We start from the raw sequence: 11,856 nt of genomic DNA on the forward strand, positions 1-11,856 counted from the left end.
TACTCCTCTCAGCCCGCGGTCGCGGGCTGCATCGTCGTAGGGCTCAGGCCGGAGCCCTACTCCTCTCAGCCCGCGACCGCGGGCGTAGGAGTAGGCAATCCGGCCTGAATTGTTCTCAGGCCGCGTTGGCCCCGGCGGTGATCTCCTCGATTACGGTGTGGACGAACTGCATCTTGTCCAGCACCGCGGGCGGCAACACGAACGGGTACAGGTCGTCGCGCCCCATGGACCTGTTCACCATGTTCAGCGACCACGACAACGGCAGCCACATCTCGATGATGGTGGGAAAAGCGCTGGGGCCCACCGGCGGACGGTCGAAGGTCGCCGCGGCCGGCGCCAGGCCGCAAGAGGCCGAGGTGTCCAGAGTGTCCCGGATGTGCAGGTAGTGCGCGAAGGTTTCGGCCCAGTCCTCGGCGGCGTGCATCGTCGCATACGACGAGACAAAGGTCTCCTGCCAACCCTCGGGCGCGCCTTCGCTGTAGTGGCGGTCGAGCGCCGCCTGGTAGTCGGCGTCGGGGTCGCCGAACAAGTCGTTGAACCGCTCCAGGTATTCCTGCGACGGCGAGACCAGCCGGTAGAAGTAGTAGTGCCCGACTTCGTGACGGAAGTGCCCGAGCAATGTCCGGTACGGCTCCTCCATTTCCACTCGGAGTTGCTCGCGGTGCACGTCGTCGCCCTCGGCGAGATCCAATGTGATCACCCCGTTTTGGTGGCCGGTGATCACCTTTTCGTGCGCACTGGACAACAGCCGGAAGGCCAATCCGTAATCCGGATCCTCGTCCCGGCCGATGATCGGCAACTTCAACTCGTTGAGCTCGGCGACCAAACGCCGCTTGGCTGCTTCGGCGCGCGCGAACTCCGCCAGGCCGAGCGTGTCACCGTCGTGGGGTCGTTCGATCGTCAGCGAGCACGACGCGCACAGGCCGCCTGGGTGATTGACCGGGACGATCCAATTGCATTCCGCCAGATACAGATTGGCGCACAATTGGTATTCCTCGGCGGGTACAGCACCGGCGTGGTCGCTGTCCTCGTCGCGCTTTGCGATCACCATCAGCGTCATGTTCTCCAGGGAGAACCCCAGCGCGCTTCCACACGAAAGGCATTCGGAATTCTCGAAAGCCAGCCGTTGACCGCAGTTCGGGCAGTGGAAGTCACGCATGGAGCACATCACCTTCGAATGGGACGACGTCGACGCCGACGTCGATCACGCTGCGCTGGGAGTTGGTGTAGATGATGCCGCGCAGCGGCGGCACATCGGCGTAGTCGCGACCACGCCCGACCACGATGTAGCGCTCGTCGACCAGTGCATCGTTGGTGGGGTCCATGCCCAGCCACTCGAACTGACCCGGCCGCTGCGGCGTCCACACCGATGCCCACGCATGGGTGGCGTCAATGCCTATCATCCGATCCTTTCCCGGCGGAGGATTGGTTGCCAGATACCCGGATACGTAGCAAGCCGCCAAACCGTGGGCGCGCAGGCAGGCGATCGCCAGCCTCGCGAAGTCTTGACATACCCCTTCCCGGGCCGTGAGAACCTCGCTGACGCGAGTCGACACCGTCGTGGATCCCGAGCGGTAGGCAAAGTCATGGAAGATGCGTGACGAGAGGTCGCGCAACACATCCACCAGCGGTCGTCCGGGCTCGAAACTGGGTGCGGCGTACTCACGCACCTCGTCGGTGATCTCCGGTGGCATGAGATCGAGGGTGAAGTCGACGGCCAGCGCCCCTTGGATGCCCGCGGGCCGGGCTTCCTCCCAGCTACGCAGGGCCGCCCCGCGGCTGTAGAGGTCAGATGCCTGCACGACGACATCGACGATGGAGTCGCTGGTGATCGTCAGGGTGCGGTGCGGTTCGGTGACGTGGAAGTACGAACTGACGTTGCCGTAGCTGTCGCGACTGGTGGAGCTGTCCGCCGGAGCCGGGTCGATGATCAGCTGGTGCGCGAGGCACTTCTGCCGCAGCGAGTCGCGCGGGGTGAGGAATCCTCGGCCATAGGAGCTGGTCACGACGTCGGAGTAGCGGTACTCAGTGCGGTGCGTGACCCGGTAGCGCTTGGTATCCGCGGAATCCACCGACCAAATCTACTGCGGCTGGATGGCGGCCGACGCCGCGCCCACGCGGGGTCGTTTCTAGCTGTTTCTTTGCATTTGTGCGCCCCGGATGCAACATCGACAGGGAAAACGGGAACACTTGTTTACTGAAAGCAGAAAGGAGTCGGTCAGTGCAGGGACACGAAATTCGATCGTTAGCTGACTTGGCGGGCGAGGGCACCCGGGTACTCACCACGTTGGTGCGGGATGTGCATCACGGTATCGCCGGCCGCGTCTTCAAGTCCGTCGGGCCGGCAGCCAAGCCGGTGAAGCTGATCCACAACACCGCCGCATCCGGCATCTACACGCTGGTCGACGGCGCGATCCGCGGGTCCCTGTACGGCGCCGGCGCCCTGGCCGCCGCCACGGTGAGCAACGACGATGACGACACCGTGCAGGCACATCCGCGGGTGGCTGGAGCGATCGCCGCCGTCAACGGCATCTACGGCGACGAGCTGGCCAACCGGAACAACGATTTCGCGCTCAGCATGCAGATCCGCCGCAAGGGACAGCCCGTGCCGCTCACCGCCGACTCGCTGGCGACCGCTTTCCCGAAGGCCACCGGACGGATCGCCGTCTTCGTCCACGGCTGGTGCATGACCGAACGGTCCTGGTGGCGCAGCCCGCGCACCGGTGAGTCGCTGCGCCCGTACGGCAAACGGCTGCGCAAGGACCTCGGTTACACCCCGATCTACCTGCGCTATAACAGCGGTTTCCACATCTCGCAGAACGGTCAGGAGCTGGCGGACCTGCTCGACCGGTTGCACACGCTGTGGCCGACACCGGTGCAGGAACTCGTCCTGGTCGGACATTCGATGGGTGGACTGGTCTCGCGCAGCGCCTGCCATTACGGGCTCGAGCGGGAGCACGCCTGGACTCGCGCGGTCCGGCATGTGGTGTGCCTGGGGTCGCCGCACTTGGGCGCCGACCTGGAAAAGGGCGTCAACCTCGCCGCCTGGGCGTTGGCGCGACTACCCGAGACCCGGGGTGTAGCGCGGTTTCTCAACACCCGCAGTGCCGGCGTCAAGGACCTGCGATACGGCGCGCTGCTGGACGAGGACTGGCGCGACTGCGACCCGGACGAGGTGCTGCGGGATCGCTGCAACGAGGTGCCCTTCCTGCCCGACGCGGTCTACCACTTCGTCTCCACCACGGCCGCGCCGCGCGTGCTCGGCCTGCTGGTCGGCGACCACCTGGTGCGCCCCAAGAGCGCGGCCGGTCGCGGCCGCGTCCGCAGCGTCCCGTTCGACGCCGCCCACGGGCTGACCCTGACCGGTCTCACCCACTTCGACCTGCTCAACCACCCGCGGGTCTACGACAAGCTGCTGGAGTGGCTCGACACGGCACCCGCAGCCGGGCAATCCCCGCAAGTCGCTGGGTAGTTCCGTGATACTGCGTAGTTCCCAGATACGCGTAGTTCCCAGATACGCGTAGTTCCCAGATAGACGTACCGAAAACGGACGGTCACGCGCACAATTTATAGGTGGCCACCTGGGACGACGTCGCCAATATCGTCGCTCAGCTGCCGTTGACCACCGAGCACGCGCCGCGTGACTGGCGGGTCGGCAAGAAGCTGATGGCGTGGGAGCGGCCGCTGCGCGGATCCGACCGCGAGGCACTGACCCAAGCAGGGATCGAGCCGCCCAGCGGCGACATCCTGGGCGTCCGAGTGCCCGACGAGGGCGTCAAGCTGGCCCTGGTCGCCGACGATCCGGACGTGTACTTCACCACCCCACACTTCGACGGCTATGCAGCGGTGCTGGTCCGGCTGGCCGAGATCGACGCAGCCGACCTACGGGAGCTGATCACCGAGGCCTGGCTGGCACAGGCGCCGAAACGGCTGGTCAAGGAGTTCCTCGAGCAGTCGCCGCGACCGTTAGCTCCGGGGACAATCGACGACCGCCTGTAGGTCGTCGATGCAGGTCCGGACGATTTCCGCGAGCACCACTTCGGTCGCGTTCCGCGCCGCCTTCTCCAACTCGTCGGCGTGGCGGCGGGCGACGGCGGTATGGGCGCACGCCGTCGCCTCGTCGGTATCCGCGGCCGACGTCGCCTGGGCGAGCTCACCGACCGCGGCCTGCAGCGGCTCCACCAGCCAGGGCCGCACCGGTGGTGTGATGGTCCGGGCCAGCTGCAAGACGGCGCTCGCGAGCAGGCCCAACCGGGCGGCCTGATAGTCGACGGCGTGGATGGTGCGGCGCATTGCTATCCGTGTCGGCGCCCTGCGCACAATCAGCTTGGCGGTGCTGCGGGCCTCGATGAGCCCACCCAACTGGTTGTGCAGCTGGTCTACGCAGCTCAGCGGCCAGTCCGTGGCGACCTGCTCCGGATTGCTCAGCACGCTGGTGATCGCGACCAGCGTGTCGTGCAGCGCCCTCATCACCCCCGCCCGTGCGCCGGCCAGCAGGGTCAGCGGATTGGCGGGAAACAGCAGAATGCTGAACACCAGCGCCAGCCCGCCGCCGACCAGCACGTCGAAAAGGCGCTCACCCACCATCCCGGTGCTGTGCGCGAAAGCCAACACCAGGGTCGCCGACACTGCGGTCTGATTGACGAACATCCCGCCCTGAGCGATGAATCCGGTGCCGATCAGCACCGCGACGCTCAGCGCCACGAAGACCGCCACCGTGAAACCCAGCCCGTCGGTGCCGATCACCGACTGCACGGCAGCGCCCAACACGATCCCCAGGGTGACTCCGATGATCATCTGCCCGGCGCGGCGAGCACGCAGCACGTTCGACGCCGACATGCACACCACCGCGGATATGGGCGCGAAGAACGGCTGAGGGTGGTGCAGCACGTCGTGGGTGAGATACCAGGCCAGTCCGGCCGCCGCCGAGGTCTGCGCGATCGGCCACAGCGCACTGCGCAGCCGATGAGCGGCGGCCCCGGCCCCGTCGGTAACCCGCTTGCGCAGCGAAGTGCTCATAACCCCATCTAATCGGGCCGGTGGCTCACCGGCCGAAGGCGATCACGGGTAGTTGAGTCACGCCCCGTCAGCCGCTTTGGGTTTGGCGTCTATGCCGGACTCCTTGCGCTGCTGAGCGGTGATCGGTGCGGGCGCGTCGGTGAGCGGGTCGACACCGCCGCCGGTTTTGGGGAATGCGATCACCTCACGGATCGAGTCGAACCCGGCCAGCAGCGCGTTGATCCGGTCCCAGCCGAACGCGATTCCGCCGTGCGGCGGAGCGCCGAAGGTGAAGGCCTCCAACAGGAATCCGAACTTCTCCTCGGCCTCGGCCCTGTCCAGACCCATCACCGCGAACACCCGTTCCTGGATGTCGCGGCGGTGGATACGGATGGACCCGCCACCGATCTCGTTGCCGTTGCACACGATGTCGTAGGCGTCGGCGAGCGCACCGCCGGGATCGGACTCGATGTTGTCGTGGAACTCTTTCTTGGGTGACGTGAAGGCGTGGTGCACCGCGGTCCAGGCCCCGGAGCCGACAGCCACGTCGCCTGCCGCCGTCGCATCGTCGGCGGGCTCGAACAGGGGCGGGTCAACCACCCACACGAACGCCCACGCGGCCGGGTCGATCAGGCCGAGCCGGTTGGCGATCTCGACGCGGGCCGCACCCAGCAGTGCCCTGGACGCCTTGACCGGGCCGGCCGAGAAGAAGATGCAGTCCCCCGGGCTCGCGCCGACGTGCGCGGCCAAACCCTCGCGTTCGGCGTCGGACAGGTTCTTGGCGACCGGACCGGCCAGGGTGCCGTCCTCGCCGACCAGCACGTAGGCCAACCCGCGGTGCCCGCGCTGTTTGGCCCATTCCTGCCAGCCGTCCAGCGTGCGCCGCGGCTGCGAGGCCCCACCGGGCATCACCACAGCCCCTACGTAGGGCGCCTGGAACACCCGGAACGTGGTGTCGGAGAAGAACTCTGTGCATTCCATCAGTTCGAGACCGAACCGCAGGTCGGGTTTGTCGGAGCCGAACCGGCGCATCGCGTCGGCGTAGGTCATCCGCGGAATGGGCGTGGGGATTTGGTATCCGATCAACGCCCAGAGCGCGGACAGGATCTCCTCAGAGATGGCGATGACGTCCTCGACGTCGACGAAGCTGAGCTCCATGTCGAGCTGGGTGAATTCGGGCTGGCGGTCGGCACGGAAATCCTCGTCGCGGTAGCAGCGCGCGATCTGGTAGTAGCGCTCCATCCCGGCGACCATCAGCAGCTGCTTGAACAATTGCGGGCTCTGCGGCAACGCGTAGAACGTGCCGGGCCGCAGCCGAGCCGGGACCAGGAAGTCGCGGGCGCCTTCCGGGGTCGAGCGGGTGATCGTCGGCGTCTCGATCTCGACGAAATCGTGCCGGGCCAGCACCTCGCGGGCGGCGGCATTCACCTTGGAGCGCAACCGGATGGCCGCACCGGGGCCCTCGCGACGCAGGTCCAGGTAGCGGTACTTCAGCCGTAACTCCTCGCCGGCGGGCTCGTCGAGCTGGAATGGCAGCGGCGCGCATTCCCCCAGCACGGTCAGCGTGGTGGCGTTGACCTCGATGTCACCGGTCGCGATCTCCGGGTTGGCATTGCCCTCCGGGCGGACTTCGACGACGCCGGTGACGGCCACACAGAACTCCGCGCGCAGCCGGTGCGCCTGGGCCAGCACCTGTCCTTCTTCGAGACCTTCCCGGAACACCACCTGGGCGACACCGGACGCGTCGCGCAGATCGATGAAGATGACCCCGCCGTGGTCGCGACGGCGCGCCACCCAACCGGCCAACGTCACCTGCTGCCCGGCATCGCCATCGCGTAGCGAACCTGCGGCGTGGCTGCGCAGCACAAATACTCCTTTACCCAGGGTGAGAACGACTGCTCAGTCTAAAGGGCCGGTTCGGACCCAGTACGTTGGCTGCATCGCCATGCACACAACAAACACCGCTCTCGTCGGTCCCGGTGCCGTCGGCACGACCATCGCCGCGCTGCTGCACGCCGCCGGCAACCGGGTGCAATTGTGCGGCCACCGGCCCCGCGACGGCATCGAACTGCGTCCCGACGACGGCGATCCCATCGTGGTCCCAGGGCCCGTCCACACCGATCCCGCCGAGGTCGCCGGCCCGGTCGACGTGCTGATCCTGGCCGTCAAAGCAACCCAGAACGAGCAGGCCGGCGGCTGGCTGGCGCGGTTGTGCGACGAACACACTCTGGTGGCCGTCTTGCAGAACGGGGTCGAACAGGTCGAGCAGGTGCAACCGCTGTGTCCGTCTTCGACGGTCATCCCGGCCAGCGTGTGGTTCTCCGCCGAGACCCAACCGCAGGGCTGGGTGCGACTGCGCGGCTCCGCTGTCCTGAAACTGCCCACCGGACCGGCAGCCGAGGCGCTGGCCGAGTTGCTGGGCGCCGCCGGATGCATAGTGGACTGCGACCCGGACTTCACCACCGTGACGTGGCGCAAACTCGTGGTGAATGCGCTCGCTGGCTTCATGGCGCTGTCCGGGCGGCGCTCGGGGATGTTCAGGCGCGAAGACGTCGCCCCGTTGTCCCGGCGCTACGTCGCCGAATGCCTGACGGTCGCGCGCGCCGAGGGCGCCTGTCTGGACGACGGCGTGATCGAGGACCTGGTCAACCTGTTCCGGTCGGCACCCGAAGACATGACCACCTCGATCCTGACCGACCGGGAAGCCCACCGCCGGCTGGAATGGGACCTACGCAACGGCGTCATCGTCCGCAAGGCGCGTGTCCACGGTCTGGCCACCCCGATCAGCGACGTGCTGGTGCCGCTACTGGCCGCGGCGAGCGACGGCCCCGGTTAGGGTCTTGCCCATGCACCCGTGCGAGCGTGTCGACCTGAGCTTCATCGAGAACGCGCCCTTCCGGTTTCGCAACAGCGTCGACCTCGCCATCACCCCCGAGCAGTTGTTCGAGGTACTCGCCGACGCCGCGTCGTGGCCGCGCTGGGCGAAGGTCATCACCAAGGTGACCTGGACCAGTCCCGAACCGCGCGGCATCGGCACCACCCGCATCGTCGAAATGCGCGGCGGAATCGTCGGCGACGAAGAGTTCATCGCCTGGGAACCGTTCACGCACATGGCGTTTCGGTTCAACGAATGCTCGACGCGGGCGGTCGCCGCGTTCGCCGAAGATTACCGGGTCGAGGTCATCCCGGGTGGGTGTCGGCTCACCTGGACCATGGCCCAGAAGCCGGCGCGCGGCGGCCGGCTGGGCATGGTGCTGTTCGGCCCGCTGCTCAACGTCGCCCTGCGACGATTCCTGCGCAATCTGCGCGGGTATACCGACATTCGGTTCAGAACGGGGAGCATGCAATGACCTTCAACGAGGGTATGCAGATCGACACCAGCGCAGCGTCGTCGTCCGGCGGCGGCGGCATGGGACGGATGGCCATCGGCGGCGGCGTCGGCGGTTTGCTGCTGGTGGTGGTCGCCATGCTGCTCGGCGTCGACCCGGGCGGGGTGGTCAGCCAGCAGCCGCTGGACACCCGCGAAGACGTAGCACCTGGTTTCGACCTGAACCGGTGCAAAACCGGGGCCGACGCCAACAAGTACGTACAGTGCCGCGTGGTCGCCACCAGCAACTCACTGGACGCGGTGTGGAAGCAACTGATGCCCGACCGCTATACCCGTCCGCATCTGCGGTTGTTCAGCGGCTCGGTCAGCACCGGATGCGGCCCGGCCAGCAGCGACGTCGGACCGTTCTACTGCCCGGTGGACAAGACTGCCTATTTCGACACCGATTTCTTCCAGGTGCTCGTCACCAAATTCGGTTCCAGCGGAGGGCCTTTCGCCGAGGAGTACGTGGTCGCCCACGAATATGGGCACCACGTGCAGAATCTGCTCGGGGTCTTGGGCCGCGCGCAATCGGGTGCGCAGGGAGCGCTGGGCAACGGGGTGCGCACGGAGCTACAAGCGGATTGCTACGCCGGGGTGTGGGCCCACTACGCCTCCACCGTGCGACAAGAGAGCACCGGCGCGCCATTCCTGGAACCGCTGAGTGACAAGGACATTGAAGATGCCCTGTCGGCGGCGGCTTCGGTCGGCGACGACCGGATACAGGAACAGGTCAACGGCCGCACCAACCCCGAATCCTGGACGCACGGCTCGTCGGCGCAGCGGCAGAAGTGGTTCACCACCGGCTATCAGAGCGGCGATCCGAACAAGTGCGACACGTTCAAGACCAACAATCTGGGCTAGCCGGTTCAGGCGGCCCTCAGTAAGTCCTTCAGCTCGCCACGCCCCTGCTCGTCGAGCGGCAGCAGCGGCCGTCGGGGTTCCCCGACCGGCACGCCCAGCAGATCCAGACCTGCCTTCACCGTCGTCGGCAGCCCACCCGCGACGATGAACTGCAACAACGGCTTGAGATCGTCGTAATGGATCTGGGCTTTTTCCAGATCGCCGGCGCGCACCGCCTCATACAGATCGATGCACGGTTTGGGCCGCAAATTCGGTGCGGCCGTGCACCATCCGGAGGCGCCGACCTTCAATGCGTCCAGTACCAACGGGTTGCTGCCGTTGTAGAACGGCAGCTGCCCCTCGCTGAGTTCGGCGATGCGGCGCATCCGGTTCAGGTCACCGGTGGATTCCTTGACCATGGTGAGGTTGTCGATCTCGCCGAACATCGTGACCAGCAACTCGGGACTCATGTCCACGCCGCTGGTTGCCGGGTTGTTGTAGGCCATCATCGGGATGCCGATGGACTGGCCGATGCTGCGGTAGTGCTGGGCAATTTCCCGGTCGGTGAGCTTCCAGTAGGACACCGGCAGGACCATCACGGCATCCGCACCCGCTTGCTGCGCATACTGGGCGCGCCGAATCGTCCTGGCAGTGGTGACATCTGACACCCCGACCACGACCGGCACCCGCCCGTTGACGGCGGCGATGGTGGTGTCGACGACCGTGTCGAACTCGGCCTCTTCGAGGTAGGCGAGCTCACCGGTGCTGCCCAGCGGCGCGATTCCATGGACCCCGGAGGACACCAGTCGCTCGACGAGGGCGGTCAGGCGTTCGGTGTCGATGCCGTCGGAGGAAAACGGTGTGACCGGGTAGGCGATGATGCCGTAAATGTTCGGTGCTGCGGACACGGACAAGCTCCTCACTGATTGATGGCGTCGGGGTGGTGCCGCAAGGCACGGCGCGCGAAGTACGCGAAGTTGGCCCGGCTGCGCGCGGGCGTCAACGTCCAGTCGTGTGCTTCGCGAGCCAATTCCTCTGGAAGCTCCTTGACCTGGCCGGCGGCCATCGCGGTCAGTTGCAGTTTCGCCGCCCGCTCGATCAGCACTGCCAACGAACAGGCCTCCTCGATGCTGGCGCCGGCGACAACCTGACCGTGGTGCGCAAGCAGCGCGGCCTTTTTGTCACCGAGTGCGGCGGTGATGATCTCGCCCTCCTCGTTGCCGACCGGCACCCCAGGCCAGTTGGGTAGAAACGCGCAGTCGTCGTAGAGCGGAGTGGTGTCCATGTGCGAGACGATCAGCGGCACCTCGAGCATCGACAGCGCCGCGACATGGAATGGATGGGTGTGCACGATGCATTGCACGTCGGGCCGCGCGCGGTATATCCAGCTGTGAAAACGGTTGGCGGGGTTGGCCATTCCTTCGCCGTGCAGCACGTTGAGGTCCTCGTCGACCAGCAGCAGGTTATCCTCGGTGATCTCGTCGAAGCCGAGCCCCAACCGCTGGGTGTAGTAAGTGCCGGCCTCCTCGGCGCGCGCGGTGATCTGCCCGGCCAGCCCGGAATCGTGCCCCGCATCGAAGAGAGCCCGACAGGTCAGCGCCAGCTTCTGCCGGGTGGTCAGTCCTAATTCGACTTCCTGGGCCGTCAACCGATCCTGGGCCCGTCGCATCAGCTCGGATTTGGAATCGGTGAAGGTCGTCGCCATGTGACACACTGTACCCAATAGGAAACTTTGTGTCATCAGAGAGGATCGGTCGATGACGGCACTGCTGCGGGCGGTCCGCAGGCAACGCGGCCTCACCCTGGAGAGTCTCGCCGAACAGACCGGCTTGACCAAGAGCTACCTGTCCAAGATCGAGCGCGGGTACAGCATCCCGTCGATCGCCGTAGCGCTCAAAGTCGCGCGAGCACTCGATGTCGACGTCGGGCGGCTGTTCTCCGACGGCGCCGCCGCGGAGAAGATCACCATTGACCGTGCCGCAGACGGCACCGAGCACCGCTACCGGGCGCTGGGATCGACCTTGTTGGCAAAGTCCATGTCGCCGTTCATGGTTCGGCCCGCCTCCGCGCGATCCGACGACACCCATGTGGAACATGCCGGCCAAGAGTTTGTCTTTGTGCACGCCGGAACGGTGCAACTGGACTACGGCGACCAGACCATCACGCTGGACACCGGTGACAGCGCCTACTTCGACGCGTCAGTCAGCCACAAGCTCAGGACCGTGGGCACTGGCCCGGCCGAGGTGCTCGTCATCACGCACGACGAACCCGGCTAAGCCTTACCAGGGTCGAGTCGAACACGTCACGGCGGTGGTGGCCTTCTGCGTCACCACTACCTGGCCGTCGACGGCGATCTGGCACTGCAGTTCGGCAATCCCGCCCGAACTGCAGTCCGGCCACCGGCACGACCCGCTGGCGGCGACGAATGCCCACTGATTCGCATCAGCCAAGGTGGCGTTGTAGACCAGTGGCTCTCCGGCGCTGAACGTCGTCGGCACTGTGTTCATGAACTGGGACGAGTTGGCGTCGAACGCTCCCTGGCTGGGCGGATCACTGTTCATGTACCGCACACTGCCGGTGAGATTGCCGGTGCTGGAGATCGTGTAGGTCACCTGGTGACCGGCGGGGTCCGCATGCGCGGTCGCGGG

General features: G+C 66.3%; 13 protein-coding genes. 6 read left to right on the forward strand and 7 right to left on the reverse strand.

Translation table 11 applies throughout. The features are described from left to right. Positions 1–115: 115 nt before the first annotated feature. A complete protein-coding gene (locus tag A5636_RS21250; RefSeq protein WP_065160613.1) occupies positions 116–1,159 on the reverse strand; it encodes a zinc-binding metallopeptidase family protein in 1,044 nt (347 codons plus the stop codon). Continuing rightward, a complete protein-coding gene (locus A5636_RS21255; protein WP_253900661.1) occupies positions 1,152–2,072 on the reverse strand; it encodes a transglutaminase family protein in 921 nt (306 codons plus the stop codon). The genes A5636_RS21250 and A5636_RS21255 overlap by 8 nt, the downstream gene beginning before the upstream one ends. Positions 2,073–2,221: 149 nt before the next feature. Here A5636_RS21255 and A5636_RS21260 point away from each other — a divergent pair, with 149 nt between their 5' ends. Together A5636_RS21260 and A5636_RS21265 are read left to right on the forward strand one after the other, a co-directional pair. Then, complete coding sequence (locus A5636_RS21260) at positions 2,222–3,472, forward strand: esterase/lipase family protein (RefSeq protein ID WP_065160615.1); 1,251 nt, start codon at positions 2,222–2,224, stop codon at positions 3,470–3,472. Positions 3,473–3,573: 101 nt separating this feature from the next. Further along, a complete protein-coding gene (locus A5636_RS21265; RefSeq protein WP_065160616.1) occupies positions 3,574–3,999 on the forward strand; it encodes an MmcQ/YjbR family DNA-binding protein in 426 nt (141 codons plus the stop codon). On the opposite strand, the gene A5636_RS21270 is transcribed toward A5636_RS21265, so the two are convergent. Both A5636_RS21270 and aspS read right to left on the reverse strand, forming a co-directional pair. Further along, the gene (locus tag A5636_RS21270; RefSeq protein WP_065160617.1) at positions 3,967–5,019 is read right to left on the reverse strand and encodes an FUSC family protein; all 1,053 of its coding nucleotides are present in this window, start codon (positions 5,017–5,019) and stop codon (positions 3,967–3,969) included. The genes A5636_RS21265 and A5636_RS21270 overlap by 33 nt on opposite strands. Positions 5,020–5,076: 57 nt before the next feature. Then, the gene (gene aspS / locus A5636_RS21275; RefSeq protein ID WP_172827285.1) at positions 5,077–6,882 is read right to left on the reverse strand and encodes an aspartate--tRNA ligase; all 1,806 of its coding nucleotides are present in this window, start codon (positions 6,880–6,882) and stop codon (positions 5,077–5,079) included. A 61-nt stretch (positions 6,883–6,943) separates the two neighbouring features. Between aspS and A5636_RS21280 the strand changes: the two genes are divergently transcribed. Genes A5636_RS21280 through ypfJ form a run of 3 tightly spaced genes read left to right on the forward strand, consistent with a single transcriptional unit; the run spans position 6,944 to position 9,229 of the window. Beyond that, entirely contained in the window at positions 6,944–7,834 is an 891-nt protein-coding gene (locus tag A5636_RS21280; RefSeq protein ID WP_081287917.1) for an oxidoreductase, read from the forward strand. A 10-nt stretch (positions 7,835–7,844) separates the two neighbouring features. Next, positions 7,845–8,348: an SRPBCC family protein gene (locus tag A5636_RS21285; protein WP_065160619.1), complete on the forward strand. Its 504-nt coding sequence runs from the start codon at positions 7,845–7,847 to the stop codon at positions 8,346–8,348. Further along, positions 8,345–9,229 carry a KPN_02809 family neutral zinc metallopeptidase gene (ypfJ, locus tag A5636_RS21290; protein ID WP_065160620.1) on the forward strand — a complete coding sequence of 295 codons (885 nt, stop codon included), beginning with the start codon at positions 8,345–8,347 and terminating at the stop codon, positions 9,227–9,229. The genes A5636_RS21285 and ypfJ overlap by 4 nt, the downstream gene beginning before the upstream one ends. A 5-nt stretch (positions 9,230–9,234) precedes the next feature. On the opposite strand, the gene A5636_RS21295 is transcribed toward ypfJ, so the two are convergent. Both A5636_RS21295 and A5636_RS21300 read right to left on the reverse strand, forming a co-directional pair. Continuing rightward, positions 9,235–10,116 (reverse strand): dihydrodipicolinate synthase family protein, encoded by an 882-nt coding sequence (locus A5636_RS21295; protein ID WP_172827284.1) that lies wholly within the window; start codon positions 10,114–10,116, stop codon positions 9,235–9,237. Between the two features lie 11 nt (positions 10,117–10,127). Next, a complete protein-coding gene (locus A5636_RS21300; RefSeq protein WP_065160621.1) occupies positions 10,128–10,913 on the reverse strand; it encodes an aldolase in 786 nt (261 codons plus the stop codon). A 52-nt stretch (positions 10,914–10,965) separates the two neighbouring features. Here A5636_RS21300 and A5636_RS21305 point away from each other — a divergent pair, with 52 nt between their 5' ends. After that, positions 10,966–11,484 carry a helix-turn-helix domain-containing protein gene (locus A5636_RS21305; protein WP_065160622.1) on the forward strand — a complete coding sequence of 173 codons (519 nt, stop codon included), beginning with the start codon at positions 10,966–10,968 and terminating at the stop codon, positions 11,482–11,484. A 3-nt stretch (positions 11,485–11,487) separates the two neighbouring features. Here the strand turns inward: A5636_RS21305 and A5636_RS21310 are convergent. Beyond that, a partial coding sequence (locus A5636_RS21310) for a hypothetical protein (RefSeq protein ID WP_065160623.1) occupies positions 11,488–11,856 on the reverse strand: 369 nt, incomplete at its 5' end.

The organism is Mycobacterium asiaticum, assembly GCF_001673315.1.
GTDB classification, from domain to species: Bacteria; Actinomycetota; Actinomycetes; order Mycobacteriales; family Mycobacteriaceae; genus Mycobacterium; species Mycobacterium asiaticum_B.